Raw genomic sequence first — 21,324 nt, forward strand, 5'->3', positions numbered from 1 at the left:
TGTCGCTTGGCGCGGGCCCCAATGGCGGAGTGGGCGTTCTTGCTATTTCAGCGCATCCCCGACGCGGTCGAATGCCAAGCGCTGGGAGTCGAGGCGCACGAAGGTGTAGATGTCCATGGTCACTCGGATCGAGCTGTGGCCGAGGACTTCCATGATCATGCGGGCGTCGGCTCCTTGCTCGTGGAGGAGGGACGCGCAGGTGTGGCGCAGGTCGTGGAAGCGGACCTTACGGACGCCGGCCCGGATGGACAGCGCTTCGAAGGAGCGGTTCAGATTGCGCGGCTCGATGGGTGTTCCGTTCCTGGTGGTGAACACGAGGCCCTGGCCCGTTCCCTTCCAGTTGTTGCCCGCCGCCTTTCGGTCGGCGATCTGTTGCGCGCGTTGAGCCCGGAGCGCCGTCACGCACTCGGCGGGCAGTGCCACGCGGCGAGCCGAGCGCTGGGTCTTCGGCGCGACGATCAGCAGCTCGCCGCCGACCCGCTGTAGAGCCTGCCGGACAGTGAGGACACCTTTGAGGAGATCCACGTCCGACCACCGCAGCCCGAGCAGCTCGCCGCGCCGCAGACCGATGCGGACCGCCAGCTCGTGCGCGGCCCACAGTCGGTTGTCGCGAGCAGCTGCGAGTAGCTGACCTCCTTCCTTGGCTGTGAGCGGTTCGATCTCGCGCTTCGTGCCCATGCTTAGTTCCACGTTCCGGGCCACGTTGCGTGGTAGCTCGTCTTCGCGCACGGCGTGCTGGAGGGAGGCACGAAGGATCACCAGCAGGAAGCGCACGGTCCGGTCTGAGGGGAGCTTCTTACAGCACTTGCCGAGGGCGCAGCACCGCCGCTTGTCTTCCGGACGCTTCTTGTCCTTGCCCTGGGCGCAGCACTGGCAGGTGGCCGCCGTCTTCATCAAGAAGGCGCGTATGTCCCGAGCGGTGAGCCGGACCAGCTTCTTCCGACCGAATTCCGGGGTGACGTAGTTGCGGACGAGGGACTCGTAGTTGACGTAGGTCGTCCTGCGGACCTTGCTTTGTGCGACGTTCGTCAGCCAGTACGTCAGGTACTCGGCGATGGTCATCTTGTTGGTAGCGAACGGGAGGCCGCTGAGGGAGTTGGCCTTGAGCTTGGTGAGCTTCTCGTGGGCGTCGTCCCAGGTCTTGCCGTAGACACTGCGCCGCCTGTACGTGCCGTCTGTCGTGAGGACGTACGCGCTGCCCTCCCAACGGCCGTCCTTGCGGAGGTAGATGGTGCCTTCGTTGTTGGCGTTCTTCTTCGGCTGGGCCATCAGGCAGCTTCCTGTTCGGTGCGAAGGGATATGTAGGCGTCCACGGCGGTAGCGCTGATGCGTCGGCAGCGGCCGATCTTGAAGGAGGCGAGTTCGCGGGAGCGGATCAGGTCGTGGACCTTCCAGCGGCTGATGCCGAGACGCTCGGCGACCTGGTCCACGGTGAGCACGGCGGTCGTCATGCAGGCAGAGCCCTTTCGTGCTTGAGCTGTTGGCTCCAGGCGAGGTCATGGCGGACCTGGGCGGCGAGGAGTTCTTCGCCGGGGCGGTAGCCGCTGCTGAGGTAGGTCCACGACGAGGCGGTGACAAGGGTGGTGTTCTCGTCGTCGGTGGGGAGGCCGGCGCGGATGCGTGCGGCTTCGGCTTGAGCGGTGCGCCAGGCACGGCGTACGTCGCGCAGTGCGCCGAGGGTGGTCGAGTAGGCGCGTGACTTGCTGGAGAAGTGACCGCGGAAGCCGAGCATGTGAGCCCACTTCCAGAGCTTGAGATCGGAGAACTCGGGGAGGTGGCCGAGCGCCCATGCGGTGCGGATCATCTGCCGGGCGTGCTGCCGTACGGGGAGATCGGTGAGAGGTTCGGCTTGGCCGGTGCCGTCGCAGTCGTCGCACAGGTCGCGAAAGCCGTCGGGGCCGCGTACGTAGCCGCGTCCGGCGCAGGGGCGGCATACGAGGGTGCGGTCCACGGTGCCCGCGCCCTCGGCGTTCTTGGTGGCGTACTTGGCGACGTATCCGGCGACCTTGGCGTCTGTGAGTTCGCCGTCTCCCAGGGCGGAGATCTGGTCCACCTTGAAGCGGTCGCCCCACCGGATGACGCGTTCGCCGACCGCGTCCGACTCGACCGTGAGCCGGGCACGCTCGACCGCCAGGCCGACGGCGACGTGGAGGGCATCGAAGGTGGCCCAGGCCGGGGGCGAGGTGGTGTGGCCGTCGGGACCGTCGAAGCGGACGACCGCGTGGAAGTGGACCAGGCCGCGTTGCTGGTACTCGGCGACCTTGGCGAAGGAGACGCGGAGAGCTGCGTTGAGTGCTTTCTGCGTCATGCCGAGGTGCTCGGCGAGGGCACGGCGTAGGTAGGTCGTGAAGCGTGCCCACAGGGCCCCGGCGTGCGCGTTCCACAACACGGCGCCGGTGTAGTCGTAGCTTGCCGGGCGGAGAGGGGTGCCCAGTTCGGGAGCGTCCTGGAGGTGGCTCTCGCCGCATGCGCAGGGGCGGGGCTTGCCCGTGTCGGTCGTGGGGCGGTTGTGGACGGGGCCGAAGGACGGGGCGGTGAGGGTGACGAAGGCGCGGGGGTGGTCGCGGACGGCTTCGGCGATGTTCTTGCCGCCGGAGAGTCCGGCCTTGATCAGGTGGTAGGTGTCGGCGGCGTAGAGGCGGGAGCAGGCTGGGCAGCGGGAGGCGCGGCGGTTGCCGCAGGTGGTGAGGAGGCGGCCGGAGGGTTCGTCCTCGGAGCGGTAGGAGCGGACGACTTGCTTGGTGGTCTGGTCGGTGGTGATTGTCCAGCCGTGGAGGTTGACGGGGCTGGTGCAGCCGCGCAGGTCGCGGACCTGTTCGGTGACGCGGTCGAAGTCGTCGGTGTTGGCCAGTTCGACCAGGTCCCGCAGGCCGGGGCTGATGACGTGGCGCAGGTCGAGGGGGCGGCGCATGGGTGGCGGGGTGTCCTTTCTGGCGCGAGGGTGAGGACCTGCGGGCAGCAGCGATTCAGTGCGCTCGGGCTGCTGCCCGCAGGCATGGCGAGTCGGGCCCAGGGGCGGTGGTTGGTGCCGGGAAGGCCGGCGGAAGGGGCGGCCCTACAGAGCGGCGTGCAGCGCGGTGGCCATGGGCAGGCCGATCCCGAGTCGCGTCTTGAGCTGGGCCGCTGTGATCGGCTCGCCGTGCTCGGTGCGGTGGGATGTCGCGATGGAGCGTGCTTCGGTCAGCAGCGGCTCAGGGACCTTGACCACGGGTGAAGCGGGAGCGGGAGCCGGGGCGATCTGAGGAGCGATCGAGGCCGGGGGCGGGGCCGGAAGGGTGATCGGCTCCGCAGGGCTGGGGGCGTCGGAACCAGTCGTGGGGCCTCACATCCCTACGCGACGAGATCCGCGCCCTTAGCGCTGATCATCAGGAACTACGCCGTGAGGTAGAGGAGTTGAAGGCAGCCCAGCAGTCGGAGTCGTAGTCCTGAGCTGGGCCACTTCCTCTCGCAACTCCCTGGTCTCCCTGCTGAGGCGGACAACCATGGCCCGCATCTCCTCGATCAGCGCGACTACCTGATCCGTGTCCCCGACGTGAATGCTGGTCGACCCCATTTCGTTGTCCGGTATGTGCTCGGTCATCGCTCCCCGCCTGCTGCCGCGCCGTCGTTCCGTGCCGCACTGTCCGAGCCGCCGGACCCTGCCCACGGCATCCGTGCCTCTCCTCGGTTGTTGACCATTGCCCTGCGTGCTGTTCAGAGTTTCTTTACTGGATTGGATCAAGGCGGCCCGCCTACGGCGGTCCGCGCGCGCTGGCGGCCACGGGCCGCCGCCGCTCCCTGTCTCCGCCACCGCTGCGGCGGCCCCCGGCCGCTCAGCACGCAACACCACCGATGCGGACTGCCAGAGCAGCGGGAAGCAACTCGACCGTCCCGAGCGCGAGGACCACACCGAAGCGCCCCGGTGACGAGCGCACCGTGCCACCGCCCGCCGAATCGCACCAGAGGCACGAAGCGGAGTGGAGTGCTGTCCGTACGTTCACAACGCCCAGGCAGCCGGGAGCACGGTCCGCGACGTATTCGGGCAGCGTGGCTGAGGCCCGTACGGGGTTGCTGGAGGCACACGTGACGGGTGCTCGTTCGGCGCACCCGCCGTTGTGGCTGACTTTCGGTGGCTGAGGCCAGAACTGCGTTCCTCGACGGGACTTCACCAGTGACCCTCTCCAACTCGACAACAGGAAGCCGAGGTTGTGGCCGCACCCGCATTCGGGCACGCCGACCACCCCGGTACCATCGGCACCGGGTTCCTGATCAGGGCTTCCACGACCGGACCACCCGGAATGCTGTCCAGGCTGAGGGGTGGTCCGGTCTGTTGTTGTCGGCCCGCCGCCGTATCGAGCAACGGACGGTGAGCAGGGCTTTGGGATCAGTTCAGGGCTTTACCCACCTCGTAGATCGTCGGCCGGTCCTCGGGAGCGTGGCTGAGCATGGCCTCGATCAGTTCACCCAGCTCACCGGGCGCCTTCACGGCGCGACGTCGACCGTTGGCCACGGCTTCTCTCTGTACGGGGCGAGGAGCGTCGTCCGGGTACTCGACCGCTCGCCAGCCGGTGGCGGAGATGAGCAGGGACGCGCCGAGGGCGTAGATGTCGGCTTCCGGCGTGGGGTCGGCCTCCCCGGTGGCGAGGACACTGTGGGCGATCTCCGGTGCTTCGTAGTGGACGAGGCAGCCGCGGAACGGGAAGTCGTACCCCTGGGGAACGATTCCGCCACGGGCGAGGGCGAGGTCGATCAAGTGCGTCCGGTCGGGCCCGATGATGAAGTGGGATGGTTGCACGTCTCCGTGTGCCCAGCCCTTCGCGTGCAGTTCAGCCAGTGCTTCGACGCATCCCAGGGCGACGCTGGGGTGCGGCGCGATGGACGAGTCCGGCTTACGGCAGAGCTCCCACAGCCGGTACAGGTCCGGCCCTTCGCGCCACGGCTGGAAGTTCCACGTCCCGCGCTCCCACTCGCCGTAAGCGATCGCGTCGAGGTCGAGGCCGAGCCGGTGCAGTACGGCGCCCTCGCGCGCCGGCGCGAGCGCGGTCCAGGGCTGGGCGTCCCAGTCGGCGGTGGCTTCGATCGGGTGGCCGAGCTTCACGGCGTAGTGACCCCGTGGGCTCTGCACCTCCCAGACCGTGGAGCCCCGGCGGTTGATGACGAGGCGCTGAGCCGTGGGCATGAGCGCGTCGAGCACCACGATCGGCAGTTCAGCGGTTGAGCCGGGCAACGTCTCTTCTCCTTCCAGGCGCACGCGACCGACCCCGAGTCGAGGCCGGTCGCGTCGCTGTTGGGTGGGGTCAGTCCTGACCGTAGGGTCGGCCGCAGTCCGAGTCGCACTGCGCGAGGTTCGTGCCGTCCACGGTCCACAGGTCGTCGAAGACCATGAACCCGGCCGCCTTCATGGCGTGAGCCGAGGCGGCGACCTTCTCAGGGTCTCGTGCCCCACCGCCCGGCTTCGGGTTGTGGTGGAGGAAGCGGCCCGCGTACTGCTCGCACAGCCCGGCGTACTCCTTCGTGTGCAGGATGAGCGCGTGAAGGCCGAGGTCCACGTCATCCGAAGGGACCATGGGAACCGTGGCGGTCGCCGCCGTGGCCACGAACGCCACCGCCTGGTCCGCGATCCGCTCGGCACGCTCGGGCGACTGCCCGTTGTGAGTGATCACGAAGTGAGTGAGGCTCTGGAACAACTCCTCACCTGCCACCGCGCGACCGGTCTTCTGATCGTTCGCTGTTGCCGTCATGTGCAGTCTCCTGGTGTGAGAGGTGCAGGGCACTTACCTGCCGTCGCGATCACCGAGCACGGCTCGAAGACCATCGCGAGCGGGCTTGGAGGCCGGCCCCGAACGGGGACGGGGGAGCCGTAACGGCACCCGTTCGGGGCGGCCGGTCTACTGGCCAATGCCGAGGGCCACACCGATCACCAATCCGCACGAACCGCTGACGCAGATGATGAACAGGACCCCGGCGTAACGGCCGACGGCGCGCATCACAACCCAGCCCGACTGTTGCCGTTCTTCATGGCCAAACGTGCGCTCAGTTCTTCCCGAGCACTGAGGGCCACGACGTTGCCCGGCATGGCATCCCACTCCCGGCCGCCACAGACCGGCCGTATCTGCACACGACCGCCGATCTGACCCATGACGACGCCGACGCGTCCGTTGGCACTGTCCTTCGCCAGTTCGCCGATGCCTGGCCTGGTCTGCTGATTGCTCGCCATGCCCACGAGCTTCCCGCCGCCCATCAGGACGTTGGAACCACCGACAAACCCCACTTTGGGACGTCCCGCGTGGGGTAGAACGTCCCTAGTGCCGTCCCCGGATGCTGGGAGAGATTGAGATGCCAAACGAGAGATTGCGTGCTGCCATGGCGGCCGGCGGCTGGACGTACAACGCCCTCGCGGACAAGGTCGAAGTCGATCCCAAGTCCGTCGAACGATGGGTCAACCTGGGGCGTACGCCGCGCCGAGCTACGGCCATGTTGGCAGCAGAAACGCTAGGAGAAGACGTGCACGCTCTATGGCCATCACTCAGGCAGGCACGCCCGGCCCGCGCCATCAGCCCGGAACTTGTGGCCCTCTACGACCAGCGGGCGGACATCCCCGTGTCCACTTTCGTGGACATGCTGAGCCAGGCTCGCGAGCACATCGATGTGTTGGTCTACGCGGCAGTGTTCTTGCACGAGGCGTACCCGAGACTCAACGAGCTCTTGAAGGAGCGAGCGGCCGAGGGCTGCGCCGTCCGCATCACACTCGGAGACGCGGACAGCTCCAACGTCCAGCAGCGTGGCGAGGAAGAACAGTTCGGCCACGGGATCCAGTCCCGTTGCCGCCTCGCGCTGATGCACTATCGCCCCCTTGTGGGGGTACCGGGCATCGAGGTGCGGACCCACGCCACGACGCTCTACAACTCGATTTACCGGGCTGATGATCAGTCACTGGTCAACGCACACGTCTGGGGCGTGAACGCCTACGCTGCCCCGGTCTGGCACCTGCGCCGAAGTGGGGCAGGCGGCATGTTTGACACCTACGCCGACAGCTTCGACGCGGTGTGGGCGACCGCGACGCCAGTCCGAGAAGGGTGACCATGACACGCACCGAGTACTACGACGATCCGGACGCCCCCAAGCCCAACAGCTTGGTCGTCGCGGCGTCTGCGGTGGTCACCGACGACGAAGGACGCATTCTTCTACAGCGCCGGCGAGACAACGACCTCTGGGCGCTGCCCGGCGGCGGCATGGAGATGACCGACTCGTTGCCAGGAACCGCCGTCCGCGAAGTGAAGGAGGAAACGGGCCTGGACGTGGAGATCACCGGGCTCGTCGGGACCTACACCGACCCGCGCCACGTCATCGCTTACACAGACGGTGAGGTGCGTCGACAGTTCAATGTCTGCTTCACCGCCCGAGTAGTTGGCGGACGACTTGAAATCTCCCACGAATCCACGGAGTTGCGATTCGTTCCGGTGGATGAGCTAGCCAAGCTGCCCATGCACCACACGCAGCAGCTACGGCTACGGCACTTTCTAGAGTGCCGAGAGTGGCCCTACCTCGGCTGATGGTCTGGCAGGTATCTGGAGCCCGTAACGATAGGTAATGGCTGGTCACGCGTGGCCGACAGGCCCCCGCAGGGAGGGTGCGCGTGACATTGGGGTGAGTCCAGTGGCGATGGAGCATCGCCTAGTACGGATTCCTGCTCGCGCCAAACCGGGTCGCTTTTTCTCCTCGGGCAGTGCGGCTATTTTTTAGAAACTGCATCTGATCGCGCATACGGCGACCTTCAAGCTGAATTACCCTTTCGTTTGCGAGATCGAGGTTCTCGTGATTGGCCACGACTACAAACTGGCATCCGCTTTCGGCGTGCTGCCTAAGCCTGGCTAGTTCCAGCTCTCTTCTTTCTGCGCTCAGGGAACTCATCCAATTGTCAATAAGGACGAGTCGATGTCTTGTCGTGTCAGTTGACAAATCGCGTAGATGTCTCTCGTTCTCGTTTGGCATGTAGAGACACTCTTCGGGCGTGAGTTGCTCGCGCCAGAGGAGTTCAAGTTTGCTTGACAGTTCGACGGCTAGAGGCGGAAGATATCTCATTCGTCGCCTCTGTTCCTGGCCGATGCAGCCGATGCGCAGACCAAGTGCGGCGAGCAGGATTGACTTACCGCTACCGTTGACGCCCGACACGATGGTTATGGGAGAGTCGAGTCCAATTCCTCGATGTAGCGCTGAAATCGCATGAAGCGGCATCTCCGTCCTGAAGTCGCGTGGGAGACGAACGGCGATAAGGTGAGCGTCACAGTCAGTAACCCCTGAGCTTTTAGAGTCCACGCTCGAAGTAGATTTTGCGGAGGATGATCGAGGTGCAGCAGGAGAATTCTCGCTTCGAGAGAGGGCCCGCTCGGCGGCCCATCGGACCGTAGGGGCCGGGTCGTGCAAGAGGGGATGTAGGGCATTTTCGGCGATAGTGTCATCTGCCCAGCCTGAAATCAGAGCTTCGGCGGCAGTCTCTCGTACCGAGGAAATATCGGATCGCAGAAGATTGAGCAAAGCGTCACGGACGGCAATGTCGCCTAACCACCCGGTCATCAATACCTCAACCGCTGTCTCCCGAACGGTTTGAACCCTGTCTTGCGCCAGAGGTAAGAGGACGTCTCGGGTAGTTGTATCACCGGCCCACCCATTTGCCAGACCCTCAGCGGCAAGTTCTCGGACCTGTGCAGAGCTGTGGAGAGTCAGGGCCGCCAAGGCGTCGCGAACCACGACGTCGCCAGCCCAGCCTTCGGAGAGTCCCCATATGGCGACAATCTGGGCGCGCTGCTTATCGGCTTGGAGTGCATTGACGAGTGATTCCCTTGCTGTGACGTCACCAGGCCATTCGAGTGCCAGGCTGTGTATTGCAGCTAGCTGGATTTCACTCTGCTCGTCTTGGGCTAGGCGCACCAGAGCGTCTCTGGTTTCCAGACTGCGCGGCCATCTCTGGACTAGTGCTCGTAGTGCTGTTTTGCGGTTTTCACTATCCGTAAGCCGAGTGGCCGCTAGGAGGACGGCATGTTCGTTGTCGAGAGGTTTCGCTTCCTCATCCACCGGGCTTGCGCTCTTGTTCTCAATCGCCTCCGAGAGGAGGGAGCTGAGTTTGGCATCAAACGCATCCCAGTCATCCGACGGCTTGCCGACCACAGGCCGCCTATCCATGTCAGCCATGGCGTAGGCCAGGGCTTGGGCCGCTCTGTAGCTCGTGGTCTCACCGACCAAGAGCCTTCGGACAGTGGCAGTGCTGCAGGTGTCTCCTCGCTGACTCGCCTTGCGAGCCACCTCAGACAAGGACGGCATTCCAGCCCGCACCCGTAGCTCAGCCAGCCACTCCAACCATGTACGCAGAGGACCAGGCGGAATGTGGCCAGGGATACCCACAGGCCTACTTGCTGATCCTGGCAAAGCGACCCTCCCCCGGTCGTGGAGTCGAGGTCTCGGTTCACCACGATTCACCACGGTTCTTTGTGCCTCACAGCGTACCGCCATGAATCATCGCTGCGAGGAGTCGCCGATGCTCAACTCACCTGCACAGAAGGAGAGGTGAGGAGCTTGAAGCTCGATAGGGAGTGGTGGCGGACTGTCCGGTACGCCATGGGCGAGGAGCGCCGGACGGCCCGCCTGATCAGCATCCTGGTAACGGTGGGCGTCATCGTGGCTGGACTGATCCTGATGGGCCACGGATTCTCCGTGACAGTCGGCTGAGGCTGGCGCCCGGTGGGCGCGTGCACCTCGTAGAGCCACGAACAGCACACCACAGCTGGAGCCCCGGTCATCTCGACCGGGGCTCCAGCCGTGCACGGGATCAAGGGATGAGGTACGGCGATCCGGCGGATGACGGCAACCCTGACGGCAACGACGGCACACTGAGAGCATTGATCATGACAATCAGCGATCAAGCCGGGTGTAGCTGAAGCCCCTGGCCAACGCGCTGCCCGATCCTACGGATCAGAAGGTTGCAGGTTCGAATCCTGCCGAGTGCACACAGGTGAGAGGCCCCGGAGAGATCCGGGGCCTCTTGCGTTGTGGGGGCGTACAGCAACGGGCTGGTGGCGCTTTCACAGCGTCACTTAGCTCAGTGCGGTACCCAAGCGTCCATGCCCTCTGTCTCCATCCGAGATTGCTCCCTAGAGTTTGATCAACTGGGCAGGGGCGAAGGGGGCGTGGCATGGAGACGACGCAGCGCGTGATCCACCGGAATGGGCTCTTCTCAAAGTTCCTACTGGTACTCGTTGGGCTCGCGGTGTTGCTCTTCTGCTACACCGTGGTCCGGGAGAACCTCCCGCCGCGATTCACCCGTGACTGGCCGTGGAAGCTCAAGCTCCTGGACATCCAGAGCGCGACGGCGGCCGTCCTCGCCACGGGCGGGGCAACTCTGGCTCGCGCCCAGTACGCGCGCGCTGTCAGACCCGCCATCGGCTACTTCGGTCGTGTCATGGAGGGCATGGCTCAAGACGGCCGTTTGGCTTGGGCGTGCCACTTGTTCAACGGTGGCCAGGACGTGGCTGTTGCGACGCATCTGAGCTACTGGGTCACCTACACGCCCGCCGCGAAAGCCCGGGGCGGTGCCGCTGACTCCTCGGACTGGCTGACTCATCAGGCGGCGGTGGACTCGATGGAAAGCCGAGCGCTACGCAGTAGGCGAGACTTTGCCCTCGACCTCGTAGGACATGGTCGGCCCATCCCAGGGGAACAGCTGATGTTCCTGGGCTGGTTCACGGAGGAGGCCATGAGCGAGGTGGAGAACGTATTCATCAGGGTGCAGGTGGCTGATCGAGTCGGAGACACCCATGAGCGGATCATCAACCTGCTCAAGGGCGCCAATCGTGCACCTTCTCACCCGGACCCTCCTCCCTTCTGAGCGCATATGGCTGGCGCCGCTCCTCGGGGGCGGCTGAGGGCCCCTGGACGAGATCCAGAGGCCTCCAGTGGCATCGCAGTGTGGCTGGCCGCTGTCAGGCCGTACCGCCTGCGGCATTGGCCAGCATGCCGAGCGCCGTCCGCCTCTCCTCCTCTCTCGCCTCGGCATGGATCTCCATTGGCATGGCGATCTGGGCGTGACGGAGGATGCGCTGGGCGGCTTCGGGTGGGCCTTGAGGGCGACGAGCAGCGAACTGCACGTGTGCCAGGTGCTACGGAGCGGGATCACGCGGAGGCCGGCGCGGCGGACCCGCAGGGCGACCATGCGGGTGAGGTTTCCCGGCTTGATGGGTGTCCCGTACTTCGTCGTGAAGACCAGGCCGCGGGGGTCCTGCCAGAGTTCCCCGGCCGCCTTCCGGTTCGCGGGTTGCTGGGCGTGACGCATGCGGAGCGCCTTGAGGCAGGGAGGATCCGACGGCCTGCCCGCGCGAACTGGTGATCCACGTACAACTCACGCTCTGGAAGCCGTTCGACTTCCAGGTGAGACCGCGGACTTCACTCCGGCGGCGCCCGAGGGCCCAGGCACCGAAGAACGGATCTTCGTGGGTGAGTGCGCCGTCCGTGAAACGCCCCGAGCAGATCCTGGGCAACAGCCACCCCAACACCTTTGATCATCCCCAACGATCGGTATGCCCCTCCCTGGCCGATCTCTGCAGAGCCACCGATCAGCAGGTTGCAGGTTCGAATCCTGCCGAGTGCACACAGGTAAAGCAGGTCGAAGCCCCCTCCGGGAACATCCCGGAGGGGGCTTCGTCGTGGGTGATGGGGCTGGACGGGTGCAGTTCGGTGCCTGGCCTCGGTGCCCTCCGGGCGAGGTGGTGTGGGGCCGGATTACATGGGCCCTGCGTCTCGGCGCGGGGCGTGCCGGTGTCCTTCACGGTCCCGGATCCGACGAAGGAAAGAGCGCAATGGCAGAGCGCGACCCTCGCAAACGCACTGGCCGCCGCCCGCTACTCCGCGGGCTCGCCGCTGCCGTGCTCGCGGCCGGCATGCTGGTGACCTCGGCGGGACAGGGACAGGGACAGGGACAGGGACAGGGACACGGGCAAGGTCCGGGAGACGGGGCCGGTGCCGCCGCTTCGGCGCCCGGTGCGCAGTTCACGCCGTTGACCGCGGCGGTGATCACCCAACCGACGCCGTTCGTCGCCACGGACGGCAAGACGCACATCTCGTACGAACTGCTCACCACGAGTTCGCTGTCCACCAGCACGTCGCTGCGGCTCGACCGGGTCGACGTCCAGGACGCCCGTACGCACCGGGTCGTCGGGTCGTTGAGCGGGCAGGCGCTGGCCGATGCCGCCAACCCGGTCGGCGACCCGCTGCCGGGTGCGGACGGGTACACCCCGGCGCCTCCGGGGCCGACGCCGACCGTCATCCCGGGCTCCCAGCAGTGGGTGATCTGGCTCGACCTGGTCCTCGACCGCGGTCAGCCGGTGCCCAAGGTCCTCGAACACCGTCTCTCGGGTGCCGTCCTGTCCTCCCCCACCCCCTCCCCGTTCGAGGAGACGGTGCAGGCCACCCGGGTCGCCCACAGACCGCCGTTGAACCTGGGCCCGCCGGTCCGTCCCGGCACCTGGTACGCCAGCGAGTCCTGCTGCGGCAACACCCACCACCGGCGCGGTCTCGCCCCGATCAACGGACGCTTCTACGTGCCGCAGCGCTTCGCGATCGACTGGTACCGGGTCGGGAGGGAGGGGCAGACCTGGGAGGGTGACCCCGCGCAGCTCACCAGCTACCTGAGCTACCGTCAGCCGGTCGTGGCCTCGGCCGGCGGCAGAGTGGTGGAGGTCCAGGACGGCATCCCGGACAACACGCCTCCCGTCACGCCGCCCGTCCCGCCGATCGAGGACACCGTCGGCAACCACGTCACCGTGGAAGTCGCGCCGGGCCGCTATCTGCTCTACGCCCACCTGGCACCCGGCTCGCTCGAGGTCCGGGAGGGCGACCAGGTCGAACCCGGCCAGGTCCTCGGGCTGATCGGCAACAGCGGTAACTCGACCACGCCGCACCTGCACTTCCAGGTGATGACCACCGCCGAGTTCTTCCCGACCGACAGCCCGCCGTTCACCTTCCGGCACTTCCGCGTCGTCGGACAGGTCGAACCCCGGATCTGGGACGACAACCTGGGCCTGCAGCCGACCGGCGTCCTGCCGATCACACCGTCGCCGTACGACGGGCGTCACCGTGCGCGGTATCCGCTCGACCGCGAGGTGCTGAGGTTCTGACCGGACGCCGCCCGGACCGACGGCCGGGTGCGGTGTGGTGACCGAGGGCCCCGGCGAGATCCGGGGCCCTCGGCAGTGGTGTCGATGCTGGTCACGGGGCGGGAGACGGTCCTGGGGAGAGGGCTGGGAAGGGAACGCGGCGGACCGGGGGAGACGCGGGGGCGCATACTGGTCGCGATGACAAAGCCAGGTGCACCGAAGCGCTATTTGCCCACCAGTCCCTTCAAGGCCCCGGTCGCCCCGCCTCCCAAGCACTTCGCGGTGGGGGACCAGGTCACGCATGACATGTACGGTCTCGGCCGGGTGATCGGTATCGAGGACGGGATCGCGGCGCTCGTCGACTTCGGGTCGGTCCGCCAGCGGATCCTGAGCCCGTACACCAAGATGAGCAAGCTCTAGGACGGGGTGGTACGGGGCGACGCGGGGTGAGCCCAGGCCGTCGCCCCCCGCTCCGCCCCGGCCCGGCCCGTCGTGGCACGTGTCAAGTCGACCCCTGTCCCCCCTGAGTCGGCCGGGCTGGACGTCTTCGCTGGTCGGAGGCGTTGTCAGTGGTGCCCTCTAATGTCGTGGGGGTGGCACGTGTATGGAGATGTACGGGGCTGCGGTGGAGTGCGGACGGGCCGCTGCTCGGCTGGGCGGGCGGGCGCGGGAGCCCGTTGCCGCGGGGCAAGGCGGTGGCCTTCGAGGTCACGGGCGAGGGGCGGCGGACCTGCGTAGGGGCTCGGGGTAATCCCTGCCCGCTGCGTGCGGGTGTGCCCGGGCGGAGTACCGGGGCCCGGTGCGAGGAGTGTGCGCGGCTGGACCGGGCGCATTCCGTGGCCGCCGACACGATCGCCGACGACCCACGGCCGTATCACGTGTACCTGGCGTGGTTCGGGCCCGGCATGGTGAAGGTCGGGATCACGGCGGTCGAGCGGGGCCCGGCGCGGTTGCTGGAGCAGGGCGCGGTCTCGTTCGGGTGGCTCGGGCGGGGGCCCTTGATGGCCGCGCGGCGGGCGGAGGAGGTGCTGCGGGCCGCGCTCGGGGTGCCGGACCGGATTCCGTACGCCGACAAGCGGGGTGTGCGGGCCGAGCTGCCGGCCGTCGGCGAGCGCTTCGGTGAGCTGGCGGAGCTGCACGCGCGGGCCCAGGGGCTCGCGGGGTGGCCCGAGTCGTTGACGCCGCTTCCCTTCCGGGCCGTCGATCACTTCGGGGTGTTCGGGCTCGACGGGCTGCCGGCCGCGGACGGTGTGGTGGGTGAGCTGGTCCCGGGCGGGGCCGTGGGCGGTGAGGTGCTCGCCGTCGCCGGGCCCGATCTGCATCTGGCCACCGGGCGGGGGGTCGTCGTTCTCGATACGCGGCTCATGACGGGGTGGGAGCTGACCGCTCCCGTCGGCGAGGCGGCGTATGACGTGCTCACCGTGCCCGTACGGGAACTGGGGCGGGGGCGGGGGGACGGGAGTGTGCAGGAGGGGCTGTTCTGACCTCCGCATGGACCGCGGACCCCGGACTGCGGACCCCGGACTGCGGACCGGAGCGCGTACGGGAGGCGAAGCATGACGGCGCTTGCATAAAGAGGCGGTCAGGGCGGGGGCGTACGGGGTCGCTCCCTGTGGTGGGGAAGCTGTGGGATCGCGGTGAGGCGGCCCGGGGATTGCCGTGCGGAAGATCAGAAAGGTGCTGGTCGACCGGGGTGGTGTCCGGGAAGTCGGGGATCTGCCCAAGGGTTGCCTGAGAGGCACCTGTGCGTTTCTCAGAAAAATCACAGGTTCCGGAAAGGGTGTTCTCAGGGGGCCCCGACAGGGTGTCCAGCATGACCACGACCTCGCCCCAGGGGCGCACCGAACTGCTGAGGCCGGACGGGAGCCCCGTCCGAGTGCTTGTGGTGGACGACGAGCTGTCGATCACCGAACTGCTGTCCATGGCCCTGCGCTATGAGGGCTGGCAGATCCGGAGTGCGGGGGATGGCACGGGTGCCATCCAGACCGCCCGGGACTTCCGGCCCGACGCCGTCGTCCTCGACATGATGCTGCCCGACATGGACGGCCTGACCGTCCTGGGCCGGCTGCGGCGCGAGCTGCCGGACGTGCCGGTGCTCTTCCTCACCGCCAAGGACGCGGTCGAGGACCGGATCGCCGGGCTCACCGCCGGCGGCGACGACTACGTGACCAAGCCGTTCAGCCTCGAAGAGGTCGTGGCACGGCTGCGCGGGCTGATCCGGCGCTCCGGTGCCGCCGACCGCCGCTCCGACTCCGTGCTCGTCGTCGGTGACCTCATGCTCGACGAGGACAGCCACGAGGTGTCGCGCGGCGGGGCGAACATCCATCTCACCGCCACCGAGTTCGAACTGCTGCGGTTCCTGATGCGCAACCCGCGGCGCGTGCTCAGCAAGGCGCAGATCCTCGACCGTGTGTGGTCGTACGACTTCGGTGGCCAGGCCAACGTGGTCGAGCTGTACATCTCGTATCTGCGGCGGAAGATCGACGCCGGGCGCGAGCCGATGATCCACACCCGGCGTGGGGCCGGCTATCTGATCAAGCCCGCCTCGTCATGAGCGGGCGACGACGGACGCGTGCGCAGCCGCAGCCGAGGCTGCGGCGAGGGCGGGGACGACAGCCGCGCACGCTGCGTACGCGGCTCGTCGTCTCCGCGGTGGCGTTGATCGCGGTGGTGTGCGCCGTCATCGGGACGGTGACCACGATCGCCTTGAGCGAGCATCTCAACGAGCAGTTGAACACCCAGGTCGAAGAGGTCGCCAAGCGCGCCGCCGGTCCGCCGGACGGAAAGATCCCCGGGGGCGGAGGCGGCAACAACATCCCGCCGGACGGCCCCTTCGGGTTCGTCACCAAGGGCGGCACCGAGAAGTACACCGTCGTCGCCCAGGTGGGGACGGACGGCGGGGTCACCGACGCGGTGGTCGCCAAGGAGAAGACGTCCGACAGCGACGGCTTCGAGGGGATGACCACCGACGCTCTCAGTACCGAGCAGGAGGCCGCCCTCGGCTCGGTGTCGAAGACCGGCATCTCCACCGTGGACATCCCCGGCCTCGGCGAATACCGGGTCACCTATGTCGAGGGCAGCAAGGGCAACTTCTACGTCGCCCTCCCGACCGAGTCCGTCACCAGTACCCTCAGCACCCTCATAGCCGTAGAACTCAGCGTCACCGGCGCCGGTCTCATCGCCGCGGGCATCGCCGGGTCCGTCCTCGTCGGTGTCGCCCTGCGCCCCCTGCGCAAGGTGGCGGCCACCGCGACCCGGGTCTCCGAGCTGCCGCTGCACACCGGTGAAGTGACGCTCAACGAGCGGGTGCCCGCCTCCGAGACCGACACGCACACCGAGGTGGGCCAGGTCGGGGCCGCGCTCAACCGCATGCTCGACCACATCCACGGCGCCCTGCACTCACGGCAGGAGAGCGAGACGCGCGTACGGCAGTTCGTCGCGGACGCCAGTCATGAGCTGCGGACGCCGCTCGCGTCGATCCGCGGGTACGCCGAGCTGACCCGGCGCGGCCGGGAGGAGATCGGGCCCGACACCCGGCACGCGCTGGGGCGGATCGAGTCCGAGTCCGGGCGGATGACCATGCTGGTCGAGGATCTGCTGCTGCTCGCGCGGCTCGACGCCGGCCGGCCGCTGCAGTTCGAGCGGACCGACCTGATCCCCCTCGTCGTGGACACCGTCAGCGACGCGCGGGTCGCCGGGCGGAGCCACAGCTGGCGGCTCGACCTGCCCGACATGCCCGCACTGGTGTCGGCGGACGCGGCCCGGCTGCAGCAGGTGCTCGTCAACCTGCTGGCCAACGCCCGTACGCACACACCCCCCGGAACCACCGTCACCGCACGCGTCCAGCGGCGCGGGCCGTGGATGTGTGTCGACGTCGAGGACGACGGCCAGGGCATCCCGGAGGAGTTGCTGCCGCATGTGTTCGAGCGGTTCGCGCGGGGCGACTCGTCGCGGTCCAGGGCGTCCGGGTCGACCGGCCTCGGCCTCGCCATCGTGCAGGCCGTGGCCGACGCGCACGGCGGTGCCGTGACCGTCGACAGCGTGCCCGGCAGGACCGTGTTCACCGTGCATCTGCCGGCCCTCGGCCGGGACGTGCCGCTGTACGACGACGCCGCCAACTGGCAGCTCGACGACGCGCAGTACGACGCCGAGCACGACGGTGAGTTCGACGCGGAGTTCGATGCGGAGTTCGACGGAAACGACCTGGTGACCGGCGCAACACGCCCGCAATCGGACTCACAGGCACACCACAGTGTGAGCACACGGGCATAACAGAGCGGCTCGCGAATGTGGTTGTCATGCGAACCGACTCTTCTCCCGGCACCCTGCCGGCGCGGGAGCACCTCCCGGCCGGAAACGCCGGTACGCCTGTCCTGGACGTAGTGATCCCCGTCTACAACGAGGAGAAGGACCTCCAGCCGTGCGTGCTCAGACTGCACGAGCACCTCGCGCGGACGTTCCCGTACGCCTTCCGCATCACGATCGCGGACAACGCGTCCACGGACACCACCCCGCAGGTGGCCGCGCGGCTGGAGGCGCGGCTCCCCGAGGTCAGGTCGTTCCGGCTGGAGCAGAAGGGGCGCGGACGGGCCCTCAGGACCGTGTGGTCCGCGTCCGACGCGCCGGTCCTCGCCTACATGGACGTGGACCTGTCGACCGATCTCAACGCCCTCCTCCCGCTGGTCGCGCCCCTGATCTCCGGTCACTCGGACCTGGCGATCGGCTCCCGGCTCGCCCGCTCCTCGCGGGTGGTGCGGGGCACCAAGCGGGAGTTCATCAGCCGCGCCTACAACCTGATCCTGCGCGGCTCGCTGCAGGCCCGGTTCTCGGACGCGCAGTGCGGGTTCAAGGCGATACGCCGGGACGTGGCCCAGGTGCTGCTGCCGCTCGTCGAGGACACCGGGTGGTTCTTCGACACCGAGATGCTGGTGCTGGCGGAGCGCGCCGGGCTCAGGATCCACGAGGTGCCCGTCGACTGGGTCGACGACCCCGACTCGACCGTCCACATCGTGAAGACGGCGACGGACGACCTCAAGGGTGTGTGGCGGGTCGGCAAGGCCCTCGCCACCGGGTCCCTGTCGCTGGACCGGCTCGCACGGCCGTTCGGGGACGACCCCCGCGACCGTGAGATCCAGGACGTACCGCGCGGCCTCGCCCGCCAGCTCCTCGGCTTCTGCGTGGTCGGCGGTCTCTCCACCCTCTTCTACCTGCTGCTCTACAGCGGCTTCCGGACCTTCTCCGGGTCGCAGATCGCCAACGCGCTCGCGCTGCTGGTCTCGGCGGTCGCCAACACGGCCGCCAACCGGCGCCTGACCTTCGGCGTCCGGGGCCGGGGCGGGGTCATCAGGCACCAGGCGCAGGGCCTGGTGGTGTTCGGCATCGGTCTCGCCCTCACCAGCGGCTCGCTGGCCGCCCTGAACGCGGCCACCTCCGACCCCGCGCACTCCACGGAACTGGCGGTCCTCATCGCCGCCAACCTCGCGGCGACGGTGCTGCGGTTCCTGCTCTTTCGCGCGTGGGTGTTCCCCGAGCGGCGTGACGGCCTGCCCGCCTCCGCCGAGGGCTCGACCGTCGTCGCCTCGCACCACCCCGTCCCGCACCACACCGCCTCGCCCGTGCACGCGGCCGTCGGGACGGTACGTCCGGGACAGCCGGGACCGTACGGCCATCAGGACCGGTTCCAGCCCACGTACACCACGACCGGCGGTACGACGACCGGCGGTACGACGACCGGCAGCACCACGACCGGCAGTACCACGACCCAGTTCCGCGCCGGTGAAGCCGCGGACCGCACCTGGGGGGACGCGACCATGCGGATGCGGCCGGTGCGCCCGCACGACCAGGATTCGAGGAACGCACGATGACCACGCAGTTCGATACGACGACGAGCCGGCCGGGGGGTCCCGGCCCCGGGTGGGATCCGTCGACGACGGCCCGCCAGGAACCGGTGGTTCCGGAGGCGCCCGCCGAGCCCACCGCCCCCGACTCGGGTGAGCCCGGGCAGCCGCTCACCCAGCGGCTGTGGAGAGGCCGACCGGAGGACGGCCGGTGGATCCGCCCCGGTTTCCTCCTCACGCTCCTCCTCATCGGCGGCCTCTACACCTGGAACCTCACGGCCTCCGGCTACGCCAACTCCTTCTACTCGGCGGCCGTGCAGGCGGGCAGCCAGTCCTGGAAGGCCTTCTTCTTCGGCTCGCTGGACTCCGCCAACGCCATCACCGTCGACAAGCCCCCGGCCTCCCTCTGGCCGATGGCGCTGTCGGTGCGGCTCTTCGGCCTGAACTCCTTCGCGATCCTGTTCCCGCAGGTCCTGATGGCCGTCGCCACCGCCGGGGTGCTGTGGGCGGCCGTACGCCGTCGCTTCAACGCCACGGCCGGCTTCCTCACCATGGCGGTGTTCGCGCTCACGCCCGTCGCCGCGCTGATGTTCCGCTTCAACAACCCGGACGCGGCGCTCGCGCTGCTGATGGCCGCCGCGGTCTACTGCACGCAGCGCGCGATGGAGAAGGCACAGACGAAGTGGCTGGTCTGGGCGGGTGTCGCCATCGGCCTCGCCTTCCTGGTCAAGACGCTCCAGGCGTTCCTGATCCTGCCGGTCCTCGCACTCGTGTACGTCCTCTTCGCGCCCGCCCCGGTGAGGAAGCGGGTCGGCCAGGTGCTGCTGGCCGGGCTGGCGATGGTCGTGGCCGGCGGCTGGTGGGTCGCGATCGTGGAGCTGTGGCCCGCGTCCTCCCGCCCCTACATCGGCGGCTCACAGAACAACTCCTTCCTCGAACTCACCTTCGGCTACAACGGTCTGGGCCGTCTCAACGGCGAGGAGACCGGCAGCGTCGGCGGCGGAGGCGGCGGTGGCGGCAACTGGGGCGAGACCGGCTGGGACCGGATGTTCAGCTCCTCCATCGGCGGCCAGATCTCCTGGCTGATCCCGGCCGCGCTGATCCTGCTGGGCGCCGCGATCTGGGCCACCCGGAAGTCGAAGCGCACGGACACCACCCGCGCGGCCTTCCTCCTCTGGGGCGGCTGCCTGCTGATCACCATGGTGGTCTTCAGCTTCATGCAGGGCATCTTCCACGAGTACTACACCGTGGCCCTCGCCCCCTACATCGCACCGCTGACCGGTATGGGCGCGGCGCTGCTCTGGGACCGGCGGACCAAGTTCTGGGCCTCGATCACCATGGCCGCCGCCATGACGGCCACCGCGGTCTGGGGTTACGTCCTCCTCAACCGCTCCTCCGACTACCTGCCCTGGCTCAAGTGGGTCGTGCTCGTCGGCGGTCTGGTCGCCGCGCTCGGCCTGGTCTTCGTGGCCAGGCTGGGGAGGCAACTGGCCCTGGCGGTCGTCGGCCTGAGCTTCGTCACGGCACTCGCCGGCCCGACGGCGTACACGCTGACCACCCTCAACGAGGGGCACACCGGCTCGATCGTCACGGCCGGTCCGTCCACCCGCGGTGGGATGGGCGGCCCCGGCGGCGGTGGCGGCATGGGCGGCGGTCCCGGCGGTGGCGGTATGCCGGGCCAGAACGGTCAGCAGAACCAGCAGGGCAACGGCCAGAACCAGCAGGGCGGTCAGAACGGTCAGCAGGGCCAGCAGGGCAACGGCCAGCAGGGCAACGGTCAGATGGGCCGACCCCCGACCGGCGGCTTCGGCGGACAGCAGGGCCAGAACAGCCAGCAGGGCCAGGGCAACGGCCAGACCCAGAACGGGGACGGCGGTCGCACGGGTGGCGGCGGAGGCGGTGGCGGTATGGGCGGCCTGATCAACGGCACCTCCGTCGGCGACGAGGCCAAGGAACTGCTGGAGAAGAACGCCGGTGACTACACCTGGGCCGCCGCCGCCATCGGCGCCCAGAACGCGGCGAGTTACCAGCTCTCCACCGGCGACCCGGTCATGGCGATCGGTGGCTTCAACGGCACCGACCCGTCCCCGACCCTCGCGGAGTTCAAGGAGTACGTGGCGGACGGCAAGATCCACTACTTCATCTCCAGCGGCTCCGGCGGCGGCATGGGCGGCAGCGGCGACGGCACCTCCTCGCAGATCACCTCCTGGGTCCAGGAGAACTTCGAGTCGGTGACGGTGGACGGCACGACGTTCTACGACCTGACGCAGGCGAAGTAGCGCCGGACGCGTCATGAGCGGGGCGGTGGCCCGGGGTGCGGACGAACCCCCGGGCCACCGCCCTTTCGCGCCACCACCTCTCGTGCG

At 68.1% G+C, this 21,324-nt stretch carries 19 protein-coding genes and 1 pseudogene; 11 read left to right on the forward strand and 9 right to left on the reverse strand.

Annotation, left to right across the window (positions count from 1 at the left end):
* Positions 1 to 42 precede the first annotated feature (42 nt).
* From J8M51_RS39860 to J8M51_RS39890, 7 genes are all read right to left on the reverse strand, one after another.
* Positions 43 to 1,269, reverse strand: coding sequence for a site-specific integrase (locus tag J8M51_RS39860; RefSeq protein ID WP_086757512.1), 1,227 nt, complete (start codon positions 1,267 to 1,269; stop codon positions 43 to 45).
* Positions 1,269 to 1,451, reverse strand: a complete 183-nt coding sequence (locus J8M51_RS39865; RefSeq protein WP_037725985.1) for a helix-turn-helix domain-containing protein — start codon at positions 1,449 to 1,451, stop codon at positions 1,269 to 1,271. The genes J8M51_RS39860 and J8M51_RS39865 overlap by 1 nt, the downstream gene beginning before the upstream one ends.
* Positions 1,448 to 2,911, reverse strand: a complete 1,464-nt coding sequence (locus J8M51_RS39870; RefSeq protein ID WP_086757510.1) for a replication initiator — start codon at positions 2,909 to 2,911, stop codon at positions 1,448 to 1,450. The genes J8M51_RS39865 and J8M51_RS39870 overlap by 4 nt, the downstream gene beginning before the upstream one ends.
* Positions 2,912 to 3,055: 144 nt before the next feature.
* On the reverse strand, positions 3,056 to 3,208 hold the full coding sequence (locus tag J8M51_RS39875; protein ID WP_256965174.1) for a hypothetical protein: 153 nt from the start codon (positions 3,206 to 3,208) through the stop codon (positions 3,056 to 3,058).
* Positions 3,209 to 4,363: 1,155 nt separating this feature from the next.
* Positions 4,364 to 5,158, reverse strand: a complete 795-nt coding sequence (locus J8M51_RS39880; RefSeq protein ID WP_398858010.1) for a protein kinase — start codon at positions 5,156 to 5,158, stop codon at positions 4,364 to 4,366.
* A gap of 118 nt (positions 5,159 to 5,276) precedes the next feature.
* On the reverse strand, positions 5,277 to 5,720 hold the full coding sequence (locus J8M51_RS39885) for a glycine-rich domain-containing protein (protein ID WP_086757504.1): 444 nt from the start codon (positions 5,718 to 5,720) through the stop codon (positions 5,277 to 5,279).
* A gap of 245 nt (positions 5,721 to 5,965) precedes the next feature.
* A complete protein-coding gene (locus tag J8M51_RS39890; RefSeq protein ID WP_086757519.1) occupies positions 5,966 to 6,196 on the reverse strand; it encodes a hypothetical protein in 231 nt (76 codons plus the stop codon).
* A 119-nt stretch (positions 6,197 to 6,315) separates the two neighbouring features.
* Here J8M51_RS39890 and J8M51_RS39895 point away from each other — a divergent pair, with 119 nt between their 5' ends.
* Both J8M51_RS39895 and J8M51_RS39900 read left to right on the forward strand, forming a co-directional pair.
* Entirely contained in the window at positions 6,316 to 7,059 is a 744-nt protein-coding gene (locus tag J8M51_RS39895) for a helix-turn-helix domain-containing protein (RefSeq protein WP_086757518.1), read from the forward strand.
* A 2-nt stretch (positions 7,060 to 7,061) separates the two neighbouring features.
* Entirely contained in the window at positions 7,062 to 7,532 is a 471-nt protein-coding gene (locus J8M51_RS39900) for an NUDIX domain-containing protein (protein ID WP_086757502.1), read from the forward strand.
* 121 nt (positions 7,533 to 7,653) lie between these two features.
* Here the strand turns inward: J8M51_RS39900 and J8M51_RS39905 are convergent, their stop codons facing one another.
* Positions 7,654 to 9,219, reverse strand: coding sequence for a HEAT repeat domain-containing protein (locus J8M51_RS39905; protein ID WP_179203187.1), 1,566 nt, complete (start codon positions 9,217 to 9,219; stop codon positions 7,654 to 7,656).
* Positions 9,220 to 9,549: 330 nt separating this feature from the next.
* Between J8M51_RS39905 and J8M51_RS39910 the strand changes: the two genes are divergently transcribed.
* Positions 9,550 to 9,702: a hypothetical protein gene (locus J8M51_RS39910; RefSeq protein WP_179203186.1), complete on the forward strand. Its 153-nt coding sequence runs from the start codon at positions 9,550 to 9,552 to the stop codon at positions 9,700 to 9,702.
* A 463-nt stretch (positions 9,703 to 10,165) separates the two neighbouring features.
* Positions 10,166 to 10,858: a hypothetical protein gene (locus tag J8M51_RS39915; RefSeq protein ID WP_086757498.1), complete on the forward strand. Its 693-nt coding sequence runs from the start codon at positions 10,166 to 10,168 to the stop codon at positions 10,856 to 10,858.
* Positions 10,859 to 10,952: 94 nt separating this feature from the next.
* On the opposite strand, the pseudogene J8M51_RS46490 reads toward J8M51_RS39915, so the two are convergent.
* A pseudogene (locus J8M51_RS46490) lies at positions 10,953 to 11,492 on the reverse strand (site-specific integrase); the annotation flags it as partial.
* A 333-nt stretch (positions 11,493 to 11,825) separates the two neighbouring features.
* On the opposite strand from J8M51_RS46490, the gene J8M51_RS39920 reads away from it, so the two are divergent.
* The 7 genes from J8M51_RS39920 to J8M51_RS39950 all read left to right on the forward strand — a co-directional run bounded on the left by J8M51_RS39920 (position 11,826) and on the right by J8M51_RS39950 (position 21,237).
* Positions 11,826 to 13,142: a M23 family metallopeptidase gene (locus tag J8M51_RS39920; protein ID WP_086757496.1), complete on the forward strand. Its 1,317-nt coding sequence runs from the start codon at positions 11,826 to 11,828 to the stop codon at positions 13,140 to 13,142.
* A gap of 177 nt (positions 13,143 to 13,319) precedes the next feature.
* Positions 13,320 to 13,541, forward strand: a complete 222-nt coding sequence (locus J8M51_RS39925; RefSeq protein WP_086757517.1) for a hypothetical protein — start codon at positions 13,320 to 13,322, stop codon at positions 13,539 to 13,541.
* 173 nt (positions 13,542 to 13,714) lie between these two features.
* Positions 13,715 to 14,605: a DUF2797 domain-containing protein gene (locus J8M51_RS39930; protein WP_267299923.1), complete on the forward strand. Its 891-nt coding sequence runs from the start codon at positions 13,715 to 13,717 to the stop codon at positions 14,603 to 14,605.
* Positions 14,606 to 14,934: 329 nt separating this feature from the next.
* On the forward strand, positions 14,935 to 15,675 hold the full coding sequence (locus tag J8M51_RS39935; protein ID WP_193241596.1) for a response regulator transcription factor: 741 nt from the start codon (positions 14,935 to 14,937) through the stop codon (positions 15,673 to 15,675).
* Positions 15,672 to 17,393, forward strand: coding sequence for a sensor histidine kinase (locus J8M51_RS39940; RefSeq protein ID WP_086764194.1), 1,722 nt, complete (start codon positions 15,672 to 15,674; stop codon positions 17,391 to 17,393). The genes J8M51_RS39935 and J8M51_RS39940 overlap by 4 nt, the downstream gene beginning before the upstream one ends.
* A 26-nt stretch (positions 17,394 to 17,419) precedes the next feature.
* On the forward strand, positions 17,420 to 18,985 hold the full coding sequence (locus tag J8M51_RS39945) for a bifunctional glycosyltransferase family 2/GtrA family protein (protein WP_086764192.1): 1,566 nt from the start codon (positions 17,420 to 17,422) through the stop codon (positions 18,983 to 18,985).
* Positions 18,982 to 21,237 carry an ArnT family glycosyltransferase gene (locus J8M51_RS39950; RefSeq protein ID WP_086764190.1) on the forward strand — a complete coding sequence of 752 codons (2,256 nt, stop codon included), beginning with the start codon at positions 18,982 to 18,984 and terminating at the stop codon, positions 21,235 to 21,237. Before J8M51_RS39945 ends, J8M51_RS39950 begins: the two co-directional genes overlap by 4 nt.
* Positions 21,238 to 21,324 lie beyond the last annotated feature (87 nt).

The organism is Streptomyces griseiscabiei (assembly GCF_020010925.1).
GTDB classification, from domain to species: Bacteria; Actinomycetota; Actinomycetes; order Streptomycetales; family Streptomycetaceae; genus Streptomyces; species Streptomyces griseiscabiei.

Excerpts from the sequence above, each read along its gene's own strand:
- J8M51_RS39945 (WP_086764192.1), top strand. The coding sequence starts at position 17,420 with ATGCGAACCGACTCTTCTCCCGGCACCCTGCCGGCGCGGGAGCACCTC.
- J8M51_RS39950 (WP_086764190.1), top strand. The coding sequence starts at position 18,982 with ATGACCACGCAGTTCGATACGACGACGAGCCGGCCGGGGGGTCCCGGC.
- J8M51_RS39895 (WP_086757518.1), top strand. The coding sequence starts at position 6,316 with ATGCCAAACGAGAGATTGCGTGCTGCCATGGCGGCCGGCGGCTGGACG.
- J8M51_RS39935 (WP_193241596.1), top strand. The coding sequence starts at position 14,935 with ATGACCACGACCTCGCCCCAGGGGCGCACCGAACTGCTGAGGCCGGAC.
- J8M51_RS39915 (WP_086757498.1), top strand. The coding sequence starts at position 10,166 with ATGGAGACGACGCAGCGCGTGATCCACCGGAATGGGCTCTTCTCAAAG.
- J8M51_RS39940 (WP_086764194.1), top strand. The coding sequence starts at position 15,672 with ATGAGCGGGCGACGACGGACGCGTGCGCAGCCGCAGCCGAGGCTGCGG.
- J8M51_RS39885 (WP_086757504.1), bottom strand. The coding sequence starts at position 5,720 with ATGACGGCAACAGCGAACGATCAGAAGACCGGTCGCGCGGTGGCAGGT.
- J8M51_RS39890 (WP_086757519.1), bottom strand. The coding sequence starts at position 6,196 with ATGGCGAGCAATCAGCAGACCAGGCCAGGCATCGGCGAACTGGCGAAG.
- J8M51_RS39880 (WP_398858010.1), bottom strand. The coding sequence starts at position 5,158 with ATGCCCACGGCTCAGCGCCTCGTCATCAACCGCCGGGGCTCCACGGTC.
- J8M51_RS39865 (WP_037725985.1), bottom strand. The coding sequence starts at position 1,451 with ATGACGACCGCCGTGCTCACCGTGGACCAGGTCGCCGAGCGTCTCGGC.
- J8M51_RS39900 (WP_086757502.1), top strand. The coding sequence starts at position 7,062 with ATGACACGCACCGAGTACTACGACGATCCGGACGCCCCCAAGCCCAAC.
- J8M51_RS39925 (WP_086757517.1), top strand. The coding sequence starts at position 13,320 with ATGACAAAGCCAGGTGCACCGAAGCGCTATTTGCCCACCAGTCCCTTC.
- J8M51_RS39920 (WP_086757496.1), top strand. The coding sequence starts at position 11,826 with ATGGCAGAGCGCGACCCTCGCAAACGCACTGGCCGCCGCCCGCTACTC.
- J8M51_RS39870 (WP_086757510.1), bottom strand. The coding sequence starts at position 2,911 with ATGCGCCGCCCCCTCGACCTGCGCCACGTCATCAGCCCCGGCCTGCGG.
- J8M51_RS39860 (WP_086757512.1), bottom strand. The coding sequence starts at position 1,269 with ATGGCCCAGCCGAAGAAGAACGCCAACAACGAAGGCACCATCTACCTC.